Origin of the sequence: Kribbella soli (genome assembly GCF_004331345.1) — a bacterium.
Classification (GTDB): Bacteria; Actinomycetota; Actinomycetes; order Propionibacteriales; family Kribbellaceae; genus Kribbella; species Kribbella soli.
Genome location: NZ_SJJZ01000001.1, coordinates 2724369 through 2742192 on the forward strand (window position 1 = coordinate 2724369; position 17824 = coordinate 2742192).

Here is a 17824-nt window from a genome sequence, read left to right on the forward strand (position 1 = left end):
CCGCCGTACGCCGGAAATCCGCGGCCGCCCGTCCTCCGACGGGGGCTGTTCGGCGCAGATTCGGAGCGGCTGGGCGATACGCCGGTTCCCGTGGCGGGGTCGGCGTTGGTAGAAAGGTAACCGGGCGCTCCAGCGCGCCGAAGCCAGCGATGAGGAGTCGTCGACGTGACGAATGCAGAGTCACCCCAGTCCGAGGGCCAGCCCGAGGCCCAGTCTGAGGCGCTGTCGAACCTGATGCACGAGGAGCGCCGGTTCGATCCGCCCGCCGAGCTCGCGGCGAACGCGAACCTCAAGGCCGACGCCTACGACCGGGCCGCGGCCGACTTCGAGGGGTTCTGGGCCGAGCAGGCCAAGCGGCTGACCTGGGCGACCGAGCCGACCGAGACGCTGGACTGGAGCAACCCGCCGTTCGCGAAGTGGTACGCCGACGGCAAGCTGAACGCGGCGTACAACTGTGTCGACCGGCACGTCGAGAACGGCCTCGGCGACAAGGTCGCGTACTACTTCGAGGGTGAGCCCGGTGACACCCGCGAGATCACGTATGCGCAGCTCAAGGACGAGGTCAGCAAGGCCGCGAACGCGCTGCTCGAGCTGAACGTCACGGCCGGCGAGATCGTCGCCATCTACATGCCGATGATTCCCGAGACCGTGGTCGCGATGCTCGCCTGCGCCCGGATCGGCGCCCCGCACACGGTCATCTTCGGCGGTTTCTCCTCGGACGCGCTCAAGGGCCGGATCCTGGACTGCGACGCCCGCGTCGTGATCACCTCCGACGGAGGCTACCGCCGGGGCGCCCCGGCCGCGCTGAAGCCGGCCGTCGACGCCGCGCTGGTCGACTGCCCGGACGTGCGCAACGTGCTCGTGGTGAAGCGCACCGGCCAGGAGACCGCGATGGTCGAGGGCCGCGACCTCTGGTGGGAGGACTTCGTCGCGAAGCAGTCGACCGAGCACACGCCGGAAGCCTTCGACGCCGAGCACCCGCTGTACGTGATGTACACGTCCGGCAGCACCGGCAAGCCGAAGGGCATCCTGCACACCACAGGCGGCTACCTCGTCGGTACGTCGTACACGCAGTGGGGTGTGTTCGACCTCAAGCCGGACACCGACGTCTACTGGACCGCGGCCGACATCGGCTGGGTCACCGGCCACAGCTACATCGTGTACGGCGCCCTCGCGAACGCGACCACGTCCGTGCTGTACGAAGGCACGCCGGACACGCCGCACCAGGGCCGCTGGTGGGAGATCGTCCAGAAGTACAAGGTCTCGATCCTGTACTGCGCGCCGACGGCGATCCGGACGTTCATGAAGTGGGGCGCCGACATCCCGGCGAAGTTCGACCTGTCGTCGCTGCGGGTGATCGGGTCGGTCGGCGAGCCGATCAACCCGGAGGCGTACGTCTGGTACCGCGAGCACATCGGTGGGAACAACGCGCCGGTCGTCGACACCTGGTGGCAGACCGAGACCGGGATGCACATGATCTCGCCGCTGCCGGGTGTGACCTCCGGTAAGCCGGGCGCCGCGATGAAGGCGATCCCGGGCGTCAGCGTGGATGTCGTCGACGACGCGGGCAAGCCGGTGCCGGACGGTTCCGGCGGCTACCTCGTCATCACCAAGCCGTGGCCGGCGATGCTCCGGACGCTGTGGGGCGACGACCAGCGGTTCGTCGACACGTACTGGTCGCGCTGGCCGGGCGTGTACTTCGCGGGTGACGGTGCGAAGAAGGACGAGGACGGCGACCTGTGGCTGCTCGGCCGGGTCGACGACGTGATGAACGTGTCCGGGCACCGGTTGTCGACGACCGAGATCGAGTCCGCGCTCGTCTCGCACCCGAAGGTCGCCGAGGCCGCCGTGGTCGGCGCGTCCGACCCGACGACGGGCCAGGCGATCGCCGCGTTCGTGATCCTGCGCTCGGAGGCCGGCGACGGCGGACCGGACGTGGTGCAGGAACTGCGCAACCACGTCGCGAAGGAGATCGGTCCGATCGCGAAGCCGCGTCAGATCATGGTCGTCTCGGAGCTCCCGAAGACCCGCTCCGGCAAGATCATGCGCCGCCTCCTCCGCGATGTGGCCGAGAACCGCGAGGTCGGCGACGTCACCACCCTCGCCGACTCCACGGTCATGGACCTCATCAAGACCAACCTGGCCGCCGGCAAGTCCGACGAGGACTGACCCGCAAGCAGAAGAGTGGATATCCCCTCGATTGTCGGGTTCTCTGCTCGTATACCAGCAGAGAACCCCACGAGGCGGCTGAAGTGGCCTCAAGTGGGGAGTGTCGTGTACCGGATCGGGCGGGTAATCCTCCCCAGTCGGCGGTTCAGGCTGTGATGGGCGTTCGCGCCGCGCCGACTCCTCAGATGGTGTTCAGAAAGCCGGGAGTTGTTCCAGGGCGGTGACGTCGGGCGGCGGGAACTCGGCGGACGGACCGTTCGGGCCTTCCTCGGCGCGCCGCACATAACGGTGGACGAACCGCTGCGTCGTGGTGAGTACGTCGGCGCACTGAGCGGTCGTGATCTTGCCCGCGGTCAGGGCGTCGGAGAGTTCGTCAAGGTCCAGGATCTGGTAGCGATCCACCGCGGGCGGAATCAGGAAGTCGACGTACAGGTCGTGCACGACGAGCCCGGTGCCGGTGCGCTCGATCTCCACCAGGTCGACGTACCACCAGCCCTCGACCGGCCCCTCGAACACGGCAGGCTTGGTGAGCTGAACCCCTTCGCCGAGCAGCAGGTAGCTGCGATCGACGGTGGGCCGCCCGGCTACCTGATACTCGGGCAGGATCTGTACGTCGTACGCAACCACCTCTCCCCGCTGCAGCCCACGACACCACTGCCCGCTGCGATGCAACACCTGGACATTCATGCCGGCGTGGCGCGGAAGATGATGATTCCGACGTACTGCGCGAGCCATTCCTGCTTGTGCGGGTACTGCTGCTTCTTCTCCTCCGACAGTTGCGGTTCGAGCACCCTCTCGACCCGGAAACCGCTGTCGGTCAAGGAGTTGTGGATCGACGAGAACGTGTCGGTGGTGTGAGTGATGGTCACGTCCTCGTTCCACCGCGAGCGGTACGAGTACGGGCCGACCGTGTGATAGGCGTCCCCGAGTCCGAGGCCGTCCCGCTCGGAGCGCTCCACCGCCCAGCGGATGGGATGCGCCATCGAGACGACCAGTACGCCGTCATCGGCCAGCAGCGATCGCACCGCGCGGAGAGTTCTTCCTCGGTCCTGCGCGTAGGCGAGGGATTGCAGGAACAACACGATGTCGAAGCGGCGACCGTTCAGCGCCGGCATCTCGTCGAGGGTCGACAGGTCTCCGGGGATCAGCGTGACGTCGGTGCCGTCCGGTGGTGTCAGGAACTGGGCGCCGACGTCGACGCCGACCACCGTGGCCGCGCCGTGGTCGCGGACGAGTTCGATCGCCTTCTCGCCGTTGCCACAGCCGATGTCCAGAACGGTCCTGCCCTCGACCGAGCCGATCAGGGAGCGCTGTGCGTCCCACTCCATCAATTGGTCCAGGGAGTCTTCGCGGGCCCGGGACTGCTCGTAGTCAGTGGTCAGCGTTTGCCACGGGTCCATGCCGCGAGATTACAACAGCCCCCGGGCTTTCCCGGGGGCTGTTGTTCAGGCGCGGGACGTCAGACCTGGCCGGCCTTCTCCAGTGCGGAGCAGCAGGTGTTCACCAGCAGGCGCGTCACGTCGTACGGGTCGATGTTGGCGTTCGGGCGGCGGTCCTCGATGTAGCCCTTCTTGTCGACCTCGACCTGCCAGGGGATCCGGACCGAGGCGCCGCGGTCGGACACGCCGTAGCTGTAGACGTCGTGCGGGGCGGTCTCGTGCGCGCCGGTCAGACGCTCCTCGATGCCATGTCCGTACCCCGCGATGTGCTCGTCGACCTTGCCCGGGGCACCGAGCGACTCGCAGGCGGTGATGATCGCGTCGTACCCCGCGCGCATCGCCTTGGTCGAGAAGTTCGTGTGTGCGCCGGCGCCGTTCCAGTCACCCTTGGCCGGCTTGGCGTCCAGCGTCGCGGCCACGTCGTACTCCTCGGCGATGCGGTACAGCAGCCAGCGGGCCGTCCACAGGTGGTCGGCCACCTCGACCGGACCCGCCGGGCCGATCTGGAACTCCCACTGGCCGGGCATGACCTCGGCGTTGATGCCGGAGATCGCCAGGCCCGCCTCGATACACGCGTCCAGATGCTTCTCGACGATCTCCCGGCCGAAGACCTCGTCGGCGCCGACGCCGCAGTAGTACGGTCCCTGCGGTGCGGGGAAGCCCACGGCCGGGAAGCCGAGCGGGCGGCCCTCCTGGAAGAAGGTGTACTCCTGCTCGATGCCGAACCAGGATTCCTGCTCGGCGTACGTCTCGGCGACCGGAAGAAGCTTGGCCCGGTTGTTCGTCGGGTGCGGGGTGCCGTCCACGAGGTAGACCTCGCACAACACCAACTTGTGGTCCCCGCCGCGGATCGGGTCCGGGCAGGAGAAGACCGGCTTGAGCACGCAGTCGGAGTTGTCACCGGGTGCCTGGTTGGTGCTCGAGCCGTCGAAACCCCAGTCCGGCAGCGCGGCGCCGTCAGCGAGGATCTTCGTCTTCGACCGCAGCCGCGCGCTGGGCTCGGTCCCGTCGATCCAGATGTACTCGGCCTTGTAGCTCACCATCGGTCCTTTCGTCACGGCCGACGTGTCGGGCGATCCGGCCAGCCTGCCTCGACAGTGTCAACCAGCAATTTCGGCCCTGTTGCTTCGATGTGAACGGCGTGTTACCCGGGACGTGACGTGGACAACCCCGATGGCTCTAGGGTCGTGGGATGACTGTGCTCCTGGCGATCATGCATGCCGGCCTCGCCGCGGCCTGGGTGGGTGGGATGGCGTACTCGTTGTTCGTGGTGCAGCCGAAGTTGAAGAAGTACTTCGGGAAGGATCAGGACGGCCGCGAGGCGCTGACCACGGTGATTGCCTCGGGCAACAGATGGAAGGTGATCGGGCTGATCGCCGCGATCGCGCTCACCGGCGGCGCGATGCTCGCGATCAACCCTGAGCACTGGTGGATCCACGCGGTCAAAGGCCTCTTGCTGCTGATCGCCACCGCGATCTTCTGGTACGTCTCCTGGCAGCACTGGCCGCAGCGCGTGTTCGCGACCACGGCCGAGCTGCCGAAGCTGCAGGCGCGTCTCATCACGCTCGCGACGACAATGCTCGGTCTCGCGGGGACGGCCTTCGCCCTGGGCGTCCTCGCCGAGCACCTCTGAACCCCGCGGAGGAACAACGGCGCACCGTAGCGTGCGCGGCCGGTTGCGGATCGTGGGTATTTTGACTTGGTGACCCGCCCCGCACATCCGTCGTCCACAGATCCCGCTGATCAACCCGCCACGTACGGCGAGGTGTTCGGCGTAGCCGAGTTCCGATGGCTGTGGCTCGCGCAGCTCGGATCGGTGGTCGGGGACCAGTTGGCCCGGGTCGCGCTCGCCGTACTCGTCTTCGACCGGACCGGATCGGCCGGGCTGTCCGCGGTCACCTACGCGCTGACCTTCCTGCCCGACATCGTCGGCGGCCCGCTGCTGTCCGGACTGGCCGACCGCTATCCGCGTCGCCGGCTCATGATCGGCTGCGATATCGCCCGGGCGGTGCTGGTCGCGGCGATGGCAATCCCCGGCGCCTCGCTGTGGATCCTGTGCGTACTGCTCGTCGCAGTGCAGTTGCTCGCGTCGCCCTTCCAATCCGCCAGAGCGGCCTTGTTGCCGTCGATCCTGACCGGCGACAAGTACGTACTGGCCAGCTCGGTGTCGAACATCACCGCGCAGGCGTCCCAACTGGCCGGGTTCGTGACCGGCGGCACCTTGGTCGCAGCATTCGGCGTCGGAAACGCACTGTTGGCCGACGCAGTCACCTTCGCGCTGTCAGCGCTGCTGCTGAAGCTCGGAGTTCGTGAGCGCCCGTTGCCGGGATCGAGCGAGGCGCGCCCGGGATGGTGGCCGTCGCTGTCGGCCGGTGCGCGGCTCGTCTGGAGCGATCGGCAACTGCGCTACCTGGTCGCGCTGGCCTGCGTCGCCGGTTTCTACGTGAGCATCGAAGGACTTGCCGCGCCGTACGCCGCAGTGGTCGGAGGCGGGCCGGCCGCTGTCGGGATCTTGCTCGCCGCCAACCCGGCCGGGCAGATGGTCGGGATGCTCTTGCTGACGCGAGCCGCGCCGGCGCGGCGGCTCAAGCTGATGGGTCCACTCGCGATCGGGTCCTGTGCGCCGCTGATCGGCTGTATCGCCGAGCCGGGACTGTGGGTGACCGTCGGGTTGTGGTTCGTGTCGGGGTTGTGTGCGTCGTACCAGCTGGCCGCGAGTGCGGCGTTCGTGCTGAACGTGCCGGACGCACAGCGCGGCCAGGCGTTCGGCCTGGCGCGCACTGCGCTGATCGTGTCCCAGGGAATCGGGGTGCTGGTCGCCGGGGCCGCCGCGGATCGGTGGGCGCCGTCCCTGGTCGTGGCGGCCGCGGGAATTCTGGGCTTACTGGTCGCGGCGGGCGCTGCGTACGGGTACGTCGGCGCCACGCGACAACCTGCATGACGGGTCACCAGTCGTTGTTCTGCATGGCGGACGCCTCCTCTCGCGGGATCTGGGCGCATCGGGGGTGAGCGCAGCGAGGCAAATAACAGGGAAGCCATGACATTGCGTGCACAACACGGCTACTCTGTGACAAGGACCGACTGTGAGGCGGGGGTCTTTTTCATGAGTATCCGGCATCGGCTGGCGCGGCGTCGCCTACGCCGACGTCAGGACGTGGGCTGGAGCCCGGCCAGGTGGGCGCTGTGGTCGCAGCCCCGGAGCATTCTCGGCTACGTCCTCGCGGTCGAACTCATCACCGTGGTGGTCGTCGCTTCGACGTTCGACCTCGTCTCGGTCACCGCCGGTGACTGGATCCGGTTGCTGGTCCTCGCGGGCGGATCGGCGATCCATCTCGAAGCGGCCCGCGATATCGAGCGGCTGCGCAAGGTCGGCGCCGAAGGCATTCCGTACGTCAATCTCAAAGGAATGTGGACCTTCGCCGGCGTCCTGATCCTGCCTCCGCCGCTGGCGGTCGCGCTGATTCTCAGCACCTACGTGCATTCCTGGCTCCGGGTACGACGAGTTCCGCCGTACCGGTCGGTCTTCACCGCGACGACGCTCGTACTGGCTGGTGCCGCAGGAGCGGTCGTCCTGGCCACGATCCGTCCCGGTATCTACCCGGGCTACCCGTCCGGCCCACTCGGACTCGTTGCCGTCGTGGCGGCCGGCCTGGCGTACTGGTTCGTGAACTACGCCCTGGTCGCGGGCGCGATCATGATGGCCAACCCCGATTCCCCAGGCCGCAACGCCCTGGGGCGGCTCTCGGACCAGCTGATCGTGGCCGGCTCGCTCGGACTGGGAGTCGCGACCGCAGCGTTGCTGCTCAGCCAACCGTGGGCCGTCGCCGTTCTGCTGCTCACCATCCTCGGTCTGCACCGCGCGCTTCTGGTCGAGCAGTTCCAGACGGCATCACGCACCGATCCCAAGACCGGCCTGGCCAACGCGGCCTTCTGGCACGAGATCGCGCGCCGTGAATTCGCCGGCGCCGAACGCACCAACTCTCGACTCGGCGTGCTCTATCTCGACCTCGACCACTTCAAGGCCATCAACGACACCTACGGCCACCTCGCCGGTGACGAGGCCCTGAAAGCGGTCGCGGCCGAGCTGCGTCACGAGGTCCGCGACAACGACTTGGTCGGGCGGCTCGGCGGCGAAGAGTTCGCCATCCTGCTCCCGCAGACGTCTGCGGCCGATACTGCCCTGGCCGCCGAGCGGATCCGGCGCCGCATCGCGGGTCTGACGGTCACCGTCGCCGCCCCCAACGGTCCCGTGCTGTGCGGCCCCATCACGTGTTCGATCGGCGCCGCGACGTACCCGGAGTCCGGTGCCAGCCTCGACGAACTCCAGATGGCCGCCGATCTGGCCATGTACAAGGCCAAGGACGCCGGCCGGAATCGCGTCGTCGCCGCACCGGCCAACGGCGAGCTCCCCCCTTCCTGACCAGGCCGCCCCAGACCGGGGCCGTAGTGATGTTTGGGTGCCTGTGCCAGGATTGCGCTTCCCGACGGAGGTGATCAGGATGGCGCAGGAGGCCTTGCAGCTGCTGGTCAGCATGCACCGAATCGTCAGACATCTGCGCCGCAGCAGGACCACCACGCTCCTGCACCCGACGCAGTTCCTGGCACTGATGCTGATCGCCGACGAGCAACCGATCCGGATCGGCGAAATCGCCGCCCGCGTCCCGTGCTCGCAACCCACCGCGACGACGACGGTCGCGGGCCTGGAAGAGGCCGGACTGGTCCGGCGCGAACCGGACCCCGTCGACGGCCGAGCGACCGCGGTCGTGCTCACCGAGCTGGGTGCCGAGACGGTCGAGGCGTCCGGCCGTCAGGCCGCCGAGGAACTCGCCAACCTCCTCAGCCGCCTCGACGACGCCGACCGGACCCTTGTTCTGCAGGCGGGCGCGGTCCTGGCGCGCGTCACCGACGGTCTCTAACGCAGACCCGGTACGACGGTCACGGTGTACGGCGGCGTACCGGGTGCGACGTCCAGCTGACTGTTCACCCACAGCAGCCGTCCGTGGTCGCGGGCGATCGTCGTCGGAGTCGCACCGGACGCGCCCGGGCCCGAGTCCGCGACCAGGGTCGCCGCGGTCAGATCCTCGTTGAGGATCGCGAGCCGGGTGACGTACTTCCCGCCGCCGGCGTTGTAGACGGCGTACAGACGGCGCCCTTCGAGGAGGTACCCGTCGCCGGACAGGACGCCGTCCGGGACGTCGAGGACCGTGACCTGCCGGGTGCGGAGGTCGATCCGGTACGTGACGTCCTGGCCCTGCTCGCCGACCAGGAGCACGCGTCCGTCGGTGACGATACCGTTCAGGAAGTACGGCGTCGGCTGGATCCGGTCGCGGGTGATCCACGGCTCGAGCTCGCCGAGACCGTCGCGGGTGAGCGGCGCCCGCCAGATCTGGTTGTGCGCCGAGTCGGTCACGTAGACGGCGTTGCCCGCGATCGTGAAGTCGTTGAGGAACGAGCCGTCCGCCGCTTTCCGTACGTCGAGCAGCCGGCCGCGGGCGTCGTACAGGAAGAGTTTCGACGTACTCGCGCCGGCGACGAGGACCCGCCCCCAGCGGTCCAGGTGGATGCCGGTGGCCGCGGTACGTCCGTCGCTGCCGGCCGGCAGGAACAGGCTGAGTCGGGACGAGTGGGTGTTGCCGCGGTACACCGCACCGGTGGCGACGCTGGTGACGTACATCGTGCCGCCGGGCGTGACCGCGATCCCTTCGAGATTCTCGCCGGGCGTGGTCGAGACGACGTACTGCGTCGGTCGGTGGACGGCGCCGGCCTGCGCGGTGACCGACGGGGTGGCCGCGGCGAGAACCAGGACGGTGAGGACTGCGAGACGTTTCATCGGGCCAGAGTGGGAGCGTACGGCGGCCGGTCGCGACCGGATTCGGTCTGAACCGAAGAGGTCTGTGCGGGTGACCTCGCGGCCGTCACAATCGAGGGATGATCCGCGTCCACTTCACCGCGGCGGACCTCGGCCGGGTCACGTTCCCCACCGAGCCGCACCCGCTGTGGGAGGCCGCGCTCGCGGCCCGCGCGCTTGGTGACCGGTCGATGTCGCCGGTCGCACGGCGGTGGCGACGTACCGCGGCACCGCGGGTGCGGGGGTCGATGCGTCCGCTGTTCAAGCTGATCTCGCCGGGCGGACTGTTCCCGGACTTCCTGATCCCGGAGGTGGCGGGACCCGGTCTGGAGCCGGCCGTCGAGGCGTTGATGGAGACGCCGGCCTCCGTCATCCGCGACGAACTGGAGCCGTGGTTGCCGCCGGAGGTCGACCGGTACATGCGTGGATTGCTGGACGGCCGCGCCGGCTCGCGGCGGGCGCTCGGCGGCGCGGTCCGGGACTTCCATCAGGAGGTGCTGGTGCCTTCGTCGGGGGAGTTGCAGCGGCGGTACGGCGCTGACCTCGGGATCCGATCGCGCGCGGTCCTGCACGGTGGGATCGATGCGCTGCTGTCGTCGCTGCATCCCGATGTCGAGTGGGCGACTCCGGTGCTGACGACGTACGGGCCTGTCGACGACTGGACCGCGGACATCCACCTGAACGGCCGCGGGCTCGAGCTCTACCCGTCCCCGCTGGTCTCCAACTGCCTCGCGATGGACAACGCGGACCGCCGCCCCGTCCTCGTCTACCCCTGCGCCGACCTGACCGACGCGACCACGGACGATGCCGCCGGCGACGCTTTGGCAGACCTCCTGGGCCGCACGCGAGCCGCCGTACTCCGCTCCCTCACCCACCCCGCCACCACAACCCAACTGGCCCGCCGAGTAGGCATCTCCCTGGCCTCCACCTCAGACCACACCAGAGTCCTCCGAGCCGCCGCCCTCATCACCACCCACCGAACCCAAGGCACCGCCCTCCACGCCCTGACCCCCACCGCCCACAACCTCCTGACCGGGGCATGCAAGGGCATCCCGGGGCAGATAGCGAATTCCTGACCAAGTCCTCCAGTTTCCCGCTACAGTTGATTCCGTCGAGGGACAAGAGTCCCCCGGAAGTGAACCCGGCAGCCCTCCGGACGGTGGACGAGCCGGGTTTCGCGCTGTCAGGGCTCCTTGACCTGACAGAACGTCGCGACAGAGGCCTTCCACGCACCGCCCCGGGTCCAGCTCCAGGCAACTGCATCCGGGATCCAGAGCAGCGGATCAGCCTTGGCCACCAACACGTCCCAACGCAGCGTGTCGTGGCACCCGAACCGGCGCGTAGCCTCCCGCAGACACCGGCGGTCGTGTTCGTAGGTCGAGTCGTCTCGCTCAACCACCAAGCGCTCCGCTGACGCCGCGCTGTCCCTGACGATCGCGTCGAGACATCGCTTCCGAGCCTCATGCGAGTTCCTGCCAACTGGGTACAGATCGACCAGCAGCCGGAAGTCGGTGACAACCTGCAGGATCTTCTTCCGCCGTTGGTTGCTCTCGCTGCGGAAATGTAGGCGCTCCTGGCCCGGCAAAGCCTCAGATCTACGTAAAACAAGGGGATTGTGCCCCGGGGGCCGCCGGCTGGCAGGCCCCCGGGGGTGGGGTTAGTTGCGGTTGAGGGTGAAGGTGGTGGTGGTGTTTTGGATGTCTTTGGCGTTGTTGGTGAGGGTGAGGTTGTTGAAGGTGGCTGCGCCGACGGCGGGGCCTTGGCCGGGTTCGGGGAGTTCGTTGGCCCAGATGCCGAAGCCGGACTTGGCGTCGAAGGCGTCGCCGGATTTGCGGGCGCCGGAGATGGTCGTGTTGGTGAAGACCGTGTCCGCGACCGGGAACTGCGGCTGGCCGCCGACGTAGTTCGTCTGGAACATGATCCCGCTGTACGTCGGATCGACGATGTCCAGATCATTGACGCGGATCCCCTGGAAGATCTTCGACGCCGAGAAGACCCACACCGCGGGGAACGCCTGGTTGCCCCAGAAATGCCCGCCGGAACGTACGACGGAGACGTTCTGGAACTGTGTCGGCGGAGTGGCCCCGAACCCGTTCATCGGGATCCCGAAGTCCAGGGAACTGATCGTGATCCCGGGGTACGTGAGCATGTCCGCGGCGTACAGGTTCCGGAAGATGTTGTTCGTCCCGCCGTACACCGCGAACCCGGCGGCCCGCCAGGTCAGCGATGCGGACAGGTTCTCGAACACGTTGTCCCGGACCTCGCCGCCACCGTTGTCGGTGGCGTTGAACAGCGCGAAGCTGTCGTCACCCGTCGATCGTGCGTCGTTGTTGCTGACCGTGTTGCCGGACGACCCGTTCGTCATGTTGATGCCGTCGGCAAACGTGTCCCGGATCCGCGAGTTCTTGATCGTCGAGGTGTCGGTGTTCGAACCCCAGTACAGACAGACCATGTGCTCGACCCAGATGTTGTCGATGGTCATGTTCGCCGTACCCGAGAAGTCGAACACCTTTCCGGGTCCGTCGATCCGCGACGTGTAGTTACCGAAGTACGTGAACCCGCTGAACGTCGACCCGTTCGCCGACGCCTCGGACCGGAACCCGACATCGGTGTTGTCCTGCGTGGTCGGCGCGTGGAAGCGGGTGAACCACGGCCCGGCCCCGACGACCTTGACCGCCTTGCCGTACACCTGGAACTTCGACGACGTGTCGTAGTCACCGGGCGGCAGGTACACACCCTGCAGCGAGCTGTCCTGACGCACCTGGTCGAGAGCGTTCTGCACGTCCTGCTGGGTGAACCCGGTTGGCGTCACGAAGCCCGCACCCGGGTTGCCGACAACGGAAGCCGTCTCGGTGTCGAGGAAGTCGATCGTGTACGTCAGGCTGTTCGCCGGATCCTTCTGCAGCCGGATCTTCGTCCCGGCCGGGTAGGTCTGGCCGAGCATCAGGTTGGCCTCGTCGTAGATGTGTCGCGCCGGACCCGACCCCGGCGAGTTGTTCGGCGACGCCTCTGCGCCGTACAGCCAGGCGTACTTCGAGGTGAGCGGCAACGTCTTCGCGAAGCTGCCGTTCACGTACACACTGATCGATGACGTCTGCCCGCCGCCTCCCGACGAGTCCGGCATCGAGAACCGGGTGACGAGCGTGTTCGTGCTGGCGCGGGTGGTGAACTCGACGTACGCGCCGTTCGAGCCGAGTGTGACCGCGCGCCGCCCGGAGGCTTCACCGGCCAGGTCGCCGATGGTGCGGTTCGGCCCGATCACGGACGCGCCGCCGCCGACCGCGGCGTCCTCCGCCTCGAGGTGGTCGTAGGGCATATTCGCCCCGCGACCAACGAAGAACGGCCGCTCGCTGGTGTTGTTCGACCGCTTCACCGGCAGCTCGTTGGCGTCGTCCGCCAGCACCACACGCACGGTGTAGCGCCCGTTGACGGCCGTCCAGTTTCCGAGAGCAACAGCCGGAGTGGTGGCACCGGCGGCGATCGACCCGTTGTACGTCCCGGTCAACGTCGCGACCGCGGACGATCCGTTGAGAACCGTCAGCGTGATCCCGTGCGCACCAGACGCAGAGGCGACACTGCCTTGGTTCTTGATCGCGACCGAGAAGGCGACCGAGTTCCCGGCCGCTGGGTTGCCCGGCGTCCAGTTGACCACCGACGCGACGAGGTCGGAGCTCGCCACCGGGGTCACCACGAGCGGACCAGAAGCGGCCGCCGTGTTGTTCCCGTCGTTCTGCTCGATCACCGAGTTGGTCTCGTCGACCTTGGCGCTCAGCGCGTACGAGCCGGCGTCGCGCGTCCCGATCGACGTGCTGACCGTGGTCGATGCCCCGGCCGCGAGCGCGCCGACAGCCGCCGTACCGACCTTGGTCGTACCGAGGTAGAAGTTCACGTCGGTCGCCGCGGACCCCGCCGTACCGCCGTTGTTCACCGTCGCGCGGACCGTGATCGCGTCGGTCTCGACCGGTGACGTGGGTGTCCACGAAACGTTCGAGAGTGTGAGATCCGGGTTCGGCGCCGGTACGCCGAGCACCTGCAGCTCCGCGACCTGCCCGGCCGGTGCGCCGGTGTTCCCGGTGAAGTTCAGCCGTACGTCGGCCACTCGCGCGCTGACCGGGATCGTCACGCTGTTGCCGCTCGCCGGGTTGAAGGCGTAGCCGGCCGAAGCGACGATCGTGGTGAAGGTCGACGAGCTCTGCTCCCGCCCGAGGATCGAGAACGTCTGCGTCCGCGGCCCCCACGCCGGATCGGGATTGAGCCGCACCACGATCGAGCTGAGGTCCGCGTTCGCACCGAGCTGCGTGGTCAGTGTGGCCGGGTTGGCGTTGCCCTCCCAGTACGTCGTCACGTCGTCGTCGTTCGCGTTCTCCGGGACGTAGGTGAACGTCGACCCGGACGCCGTGATCGGCTTGTCCAGCGCCAGGTTGCTGCCCGGGCCGCCGCTGCCGTTGCGGGTGACCGTGTTGCTGTTCGCGGACTGGTTGCCAGCGGCATCTTTCGCGCGAACGGTGTATGCGATCGAGACGTTGGCCGGCTGGTTGTCCGTGTACGTGAGCACGTTGCCGGCCACGCTGGTCCGCAGCTGCCCGTTCGCGTAGACGTCGTACCCGGTGACGCCGACGTTGTCCGTCGACGCGCTCCAGGTGAGTTTGATCTGCCCGGCGCCGGGCTCGGTGAAGGCCAGGTTGCCCGGGGCGGTGGGAGCCTGGGTGTCACCGGTCGCCGGTCCGTAGACCTCGAGTTCGGAGAGTTGTCCGGCCGGCCATCCGGTGTTCGCGGTGATCCGGATCCGGACGTACCGCGTGGTGGCGGTGCCGTAGTCGACGGTCACCGTGTTGGTCGGCGGGCTGAACGTGCGCGTCGCGGGCGCGGACAGGTCGGTGAAGTTCTGCCCGTCGGTGCTGCCCTGGACCGCGAGGGTCTCGTCGCGGGCGCCCCAGTTCGCGGTCGGCAGCTTCAGTACGACCTGGTTGGTCGCGACCGACGTACCGAGATCGACCTGGACCCATTGCGGGAAGGCGTTGTTCGCGCTCTCCCAGTAGGTGCTCTGGTTGCCGTCGGTCACGTTCGACGCGGCGTAGTCCTGGGTGCTGCTGCTGGCCGACGCGACCTTCCCGGCAGCGAGATTGGGACCGGCGAGTGTGGCGGCCGACGCGGCGGGTGCCGGCTGGGCGAGTGGAGCGGCCGCGAGACTCGCGGCCAGCAAGGCGGTCAGCAACCGCCACTTCGGAATTCGCATGGGCCTCTCCTGGTGGGCGGGACAGGGAAGAGCCGCCGCACGGGAGTCCAAAACTTTCGCTGACTTGCTCAATTCTTGCGCGGCGATTGGCTCATTGTTACGGCACCGTCAACCGTGCGTCAACGGTTCGTGACAGCGAAGGGCCGGCCCGCAATGAATGCGAGCCGGCCCTTGGAGGTACTGCGTCAGTGCTTGGCGGCACCTTCCGCGCCGGCGCCGGTGAGCGCGCGGACCGAGAGTTCGCTGTAGCGGGTCTCGCTCGACCTGTCCCGGCCGAGGTACGTGCCGAGCACGCCGAACAGGAAGCCCAGCGGGATCGACACGATGCCCGGGTTCGACAGCGGGAACCAGTGGAAGTCGGCATCGGTGATCATCGACTTGTCACCGTTGCCGGACACCACGGGCGAGAAGACCACCAGGACGACGGCCGAGATCAGGCCGCCGTAGATGCTCCAGACGGCGCCCGAGGTGTTGAACCGCTTCCAGAACAGGTTGAACAGCAGCGCCGGCAGGTTCGCCGAGGCCGCGACCGCGAACGCCAGCGCGACCAGGAACGCGATGTTCAGCTTCTGCGCCGGGATCGCGAGCCCGATCGCCACCGCGCCGATCCCGATCGCCGCGAACCGCGCCACCCGCAGTTCCTGCTGCTCGGTCGGCTTCTGCTTGGCGATGACGTTGGCGTACAGGTCGTGCGCGAACGACGACGCCGAGGTCAGCGTCAGCCCGGCCACCACCGCGAGGATGGTGGCGAAGGCGACCGCCGCGATCAGCGCGAGCAGGATCGCCCCACCGGTCGAGCCGGCCCCGCCGCCGACGGCCTCGGCCAGCAGTGGCGACGCCACGTTGCCCTTCGACGTCTCGACCGCGGACCCCTTGGTCGTGTCCAGCAGTGCCGCGGCACCGAACCCGAGGGCCAGCGTCATCAGGTAGAACACACCGATCAGGCCGATCGCCCACTGCACCGACCGGCGCGCGGCCCGCGAGTCCGGCACGGTGTAGAAGCGGATCAGGATGTGCGGCAGACCCGCCGTACCGAGGACCAGCGCGAGGCCGAGCGACAGGAAGTCGATCTGGCCGGTGAGGTCCTTGCCGTACAGCAGGCCCGGCTGCAGGAAGGCCTCGCCCTTTCCGGACTTGTCGGCGGCCGAGCCGAGCAGGTCGGAGATGTTGAAGTGGAACTTCAGCAGCACCAGGAACGTGATCACCACCGTGCCGGCCATCAGCAGCACGGCCTTGACGATCTGCACCCAGGTGGTGCCCTTCATGCCGCCGATCGTCACGTACACGATCATCAGCGCGCCGACGAGCACGATCACGGCGGCCTTCACGCCCTCGCTCTTCACACCGAGCAGCAGCCCGACCAGCGAACCGGCGCCGACCATCTGGGCCAGCAGGTAGAAGATCGAGACCACGATCGTCGAGGTCGCGGCCGCCGTCCGCACCGGCTTCTGCTTCATCCGGAACGCGAGCTGGTCGGCCATCGTGAAGCGGCCCGAGTTCCGCAGCAGCTCGGCGACCAGCAGCAGTGCGACCAGCCAGGCCACCAGGAAGCCGATCGAGTACAGGAAGCCGTCGTACCCGAAGAGGGCGATCTGGCCGGAGATACCGAGGAACGACGCCGCGGACATGTAGTCGCCGGCGACTGCCAGGCCGTTCTGCCCGCCGCTGAACGAGCGGCCGCCGGCGTAGTAGTCGGCCGCGGTCTTGTTCTGCCGGGACGCCCACCAGGTGATGTACAGCGTCACGGCAACGACGGCGGTGAACAGCGAGATCGTCAGCGTCCGGTTGCCGGGCTCAGCGGCCAGCGGGAGGAGAAGGACGTTCACCGGCGGCGCTCCCTCTTGTACTTGGCGTTCAGGCCGTGGGCGAGCGGATCGAGCTTGCGGTTGGCGAACCGGCCGTACAGGGCCGCGATCGAGAACGTCGACACGAACTGCAACAGGCCGAAGATCAGTGCCACGTTCACGTGGCCGACCACCTGGTGATTCATGAAACCGCGGGCCCAGTTGTTGCAGGCGACGTACGCCAGATACCACGCCATGAACGCGATCGTCCACGGTACGACGAAGTTCTTGTACCGCCGCTTCAGCTCTTTGAAGTCGGCCGCGTCGTGCACCGCCTCATAGGCGCGGGCGTCCCGCTCGCGCACCATTTCCTCGTCCATGAGTTCCCCTTCGGTGGACTAGAACACGTGCACGTTAGCCCCTAGTTGCGCTTTTGTGACCTACCGCAACCAAAACGTTCTAAAGGTGCGGAGCCACCGGGCCGTCGACCGTACGGCGATAGTTCGCGAACTCGCTGGGGTGGGCCCGGAAGCAGTCGGTGAAGTACGGCATCCGCAACGCCTCCGGGGGCCGCGCGGTGTGCTCGTAGATCAGCTCGATCTGGTCGAGGACCTGATCACGCCGGGTGTCCTTGAGGACGGCGACCCGCGAGTGCGACTGGGCCAACTGCCGCAAGCCCGCGCGATTCAGGTCGTGCCAGTGCCGGAACCGGGCGCTCTCCAGCAGCGTGAACAGGTTCGACTGCTCGATGATCGGCACCGGGTCGAACCGGTCGGTCCCACCGAAGCCGTCGCCCTGCAGCACCTGGAAGATCCGGCGGACCCACGGAACCACGGTGTCGGCGTTGTTCCAGAGCAGGCCGAGGACGCCGCCCGGCCGCAGCACCCGGGCGATCTCCGGCAGCGCGCGGGCGTGGTCGAACCAGTGGAAGGCTTGTCCGACGATCACCGCGTCCACCGAGGCGTGGGCGAGCGGGATCGACTCCGCGGCCCCGACCATCGTGTCGATACCGGGCCGCCGGCGGCAGACCTCGAGCATCTCCTGCGACGGGTCGACGGCGATCACGTCGTGCCCGAGGTCGGCGGCGACCGCCGCGAGCTTGCCGGTGCCGGCGCCCAGATCGAGCACCTGCAGTCCACGGCCGGGGCCCAGGATCCAGATCAGCGCCTCGGCCGGGAACGTCGGCCGGCCCGCGTCGTACGCGGTCGCGACGGCGCCGAACGACTGGGCCCGCGCGGCCTGCGCGCCGTTGCCTGCGCCGTTCTCCGGGGCAGCGGCGGAGTCCCCGGCCGGATCATTGGTGGTCATCACGGTAAATCATGCCCCAGGGAACGACACAGCGGAGCGT

General features: G+C 68.1%; 15 protein-coding genes. 6 read left to right on the forward strand and 9 right to left on the reverse strand.

The genetic code is table 11. The features are described from left to right. Positions 1–234: 234 nt before the first annotated feature. Complete coding sequence (acs, locus tag E0H45_RS13725) at positions 235–2169, forward strand: acetate--CoA ligase (protein ID WP_131337795.1); 1935 nt, start codon at positions 235–237, stop codon at positions 2167–2169. A gap of 192 nt (positions 2170–2361) precedes the next feature. Here the strand turns inward: acs and E0H45_RS13730 are convergent, their stop codons facing one another. From E0H45_RS13730 to glnII, 3 genes are read right to left on the reverse strand one after another with little or no spacing between them, the layout of a single operon-like run. Then, entirely contained in the window at positions 2362–2844 is a 483-nt protein-coding gene (locus E0H45_RS13730; RefSeq protein ID WP_131337496.1) for a DUF402 domain-containing protein, read from the reverse strand. An 8-nt stretch (positions 2845–2852) separates the two neighbouring features. Continuing rightward, positions 2853–3569 carry a class I SAM-dependent methyltransferase gene (locus E0H45_RS13735; RefSeq protein WP_131337497.1) on the reverse strand — a complete coding sequence of 239 codons (717 nt, stop codon included), beginning with the start codon at positions 3567–3569 and terminating at the stop codon, positions 2853–2855. A 59-nt stretch (positions 3570–3628) separates the two neighbouring features. After that, positions 3629–4651 carry a glutamine synthetase gene (glnII, locus tag E0H45_RS13740; protein WP_238154950.1) on the reverse strand — a complete coding sequence of 341 codons (1023 nt, stop codon included), beginning with the start codon at positions 4649–4651 and terminating at the stop codon, positions 3629–3631. Between the two features lie 149 nt (positions 4652–4800). Here glnII and E0H45_RS13745 point away from each other — a divergent pair, with 149 nt between their 5' ends. The 4 genes from E0H45_RS13745 (at position 4801) to E0H45_RS13760 (ending at position 8524) form a co-directional block, all read left to right on the forward strand. Continuing rightward, the gene (locus tag E0H45_RS13745; protein WP_131337498.1) at positions 4801–5241 is read left to right on the forward strand and encodes a hypothetical protein; all 441 of its coding nucleotides are present in this window, start codon (positions 4801–4803) and stop codon (positions 5239–5241) included. Positions 5242–5310: 69 nt separating this feature from the next. After that, the gene (locus tag E0H45_RS13750) at positions 5311–6549 is read left to right on the forward strand and encodes an MFS transporter (protein WP_238154951.1); all 1239 of its coding nucleotides are present in this window, start codon (positions 5311–5313) and stop codon (positions 6547–6549) included. Positions 6550–6711: 162 nt separating this feature from the next. Beyond that, entirely contained in the window at positions 6712–8028 is a 1317-nt protein-coding gene (locus E0H45_RS13755; protein WP_165546429.1) for a GGDEF domain-containing protein, read from the forward strand. Between the two features lie 79 nt (positions 8029–8107). Then, positions 8108–8524 carry a MarR family winged helix-turn-helix transcriptional regulator gene (locus tag E0H45_RS13760; RefSeq protein ID WP_131337500.1) on the forward strand — a complete coding sequence of 139 codons (417 nt, stop codon included), beginning with the start codon at positions 8108–8110 and terminating at the stop codon, positions 8522–8524. Here the strand turns inward: E0H45_RS13760 and E0H45_RS13765 are convergent. Beyond that, entirely contained in the window at positions 8521–9438 is a 918-nt protein-coding gene (locus tag E0H45_RS13765) for an SMP-30/gluconolactonase/LRE family protein (RefSeq protein ID WP_131337501.1), read from the reverse strand. The genes E0H45_RS13760 and E0H45_RS13765 overlap by 4 nt on opposite strands. Positions 9439–9536: 98 nt before the next feature. Between E0H45_RS13765 and E0H45_RS43635 the strand changes: the two genes are divergently transcribed. Further along, complete coding sequence (locus E0H45_RS43635) at positions 9537–10532, forward strand: winged helix-turn-helix domain-containing protein (protein ID WP_131337502.1); 996 nt, start codon at positions 9537–9539, stop codon at positions 10530–10532. Positions 10533–10639: 107 nt separating this feature from the next. Here the strand turns inward: E0H45_RS43635 and E0H45_RS13775 are convergent, their stop codons facing one another. The 5 genes from E0H45_RS13775 to E0H45_RS13795 all read right to left on the reverse strand — a co-directional run bounded on the left by E0H45_RS13775 (position 10640) and on the right by E0H45_RS13795 (position 17784). After that, positions 10640–10855, reverse strand: a complete 216-nt coding sequence (locus E0H45_RS13775; RefSeq protein WP_131337503.1) for a hypothetical protein — start codon at positions 10853–10855, stop codon at positions 10640–10642. A 258-nt stretch (positions 10856–11113) separates the two neighbouring features. After that, positions 11114–14692, reverse strand: coding sequence for a discoidin domain-containing protein (locus E0H45_RS13780; protein ID WP_131337504.1), 3579 nt, complete (start codon positions 14690–14692; stop codon positions 11114–11116). Between the two features lie 185 nt (positions 14693–14877). Next, positions 14878–16518 carry a solute symporter family protein gene (locus tag E0H45_RS13785; protein ID WP_131337505.1) on the reverse strand — a complete coding sequence of 547 codons (1641 nt, stop codon included), beginning with the start codon at positions 16516–16518 and terminating at the stop codon, positions 14878–14880. Further along, positions 16515–16856: a DUF485 domain-containing protein gene (locus tag E0H45_RS13790; RefSeq protein ID WP_131337506.1), complete on the reverse strand. Its 342-nt coding sequence runs from the start codon at positions 16854–16856 to the stop codon at positions 16515–16517. Before E0H45_RS13790 ends, E0H45_RS13785 begins: the two co-directional genes overlap by 4 nt. Positions 16857–16935: 79 nt before the next feature. After that, a complete protein-coding gene (locus E0H45_RS13795; protein WP_131337507.1) occupies positions 16936–17784 on the reverse strand; it encodes a class I SAM-dependent methyltransferase in 849 nt (282 codons plus the stop codon). Between the last annotated feature and the right edge of the window lie 40 nt (positions 17785–17824).

Coding starts and splice junctions, on each gene's coding strand:
- acs (WP_131337795.1), top strand. CDS start 235: ATGCACGAGGAGCGCCGGTTCGATCCGCCCGCCGAGCTCGCGGCGAAC.
- E0H45_RS13790 (WP_131337506.1), bottom strand. CDS start 16,856: ATGGACGAGGAAATGGTGCGCGAGCGGGACGCCCGCGCCTATGAGGCG.
- E0H45_RS13795 (WP_131337507.1), bottom strand. CDS start 17,784: ATGACCACCAATGATCCGGCCGGGGACTCCGCCGCTGCCCCGGAGAAC.
- E0H45_RS43635 (WP_131337502.1), top strand. CDS start 9,537: ATGATCCGCGTCCACTTCACCGCGGCGGACCTCGGCCGGGTCACGTTC.
- glnII (WP_238154950.1), bottom strand. CDS start 4,651: ATGGTGAGCTACAAGGCCGAGTACATCTGGATCGACGGGACCGAGCCC.
- E0H45_RS13745 (WP_131337498.1), top strand. CDS start 4,801: ATGACTGTGCTCCTGGCGATCATGCATGCCGGCCTCGCCGCGGCCTGG.
- E0H45_RS13780 (WP_131337504.1), bottom strand. CDS start 14,692: ATGCGAATTCCGAAGTGGCGGTTGCTGACCGCCTTGCTGGCCGCGAGT.
- E0H45_RS13755 (WP_165546429.1), top strand. CDS start 6,712: ATGAGTATCCGGCATCGGCTGGCGCGGCGTCGCCTACGCCGACGTCAG.
- E0H45_RS13735 (WP_131337497.1), bottom strand. CDS start 3,569: ATGGACCCGTGGCAAACGCTGACCACTGACTACGAGCAGTCCCGGGCC.
- E0H45_RS13760 (WP_131337500.1), top strand. CDS start 8,108: ATGGCGCAGGAGGCCTTGCAGCTGCTGGTCAGCATGCACCGAATCGTC.
- E0H45_RS13765 (WP_131337501.1), bottom strand. CDS start 9,438: ATGAAACGTCTCGCAGTCCTCACCGTCCTGGTTCTCGCCGCGGCCACC.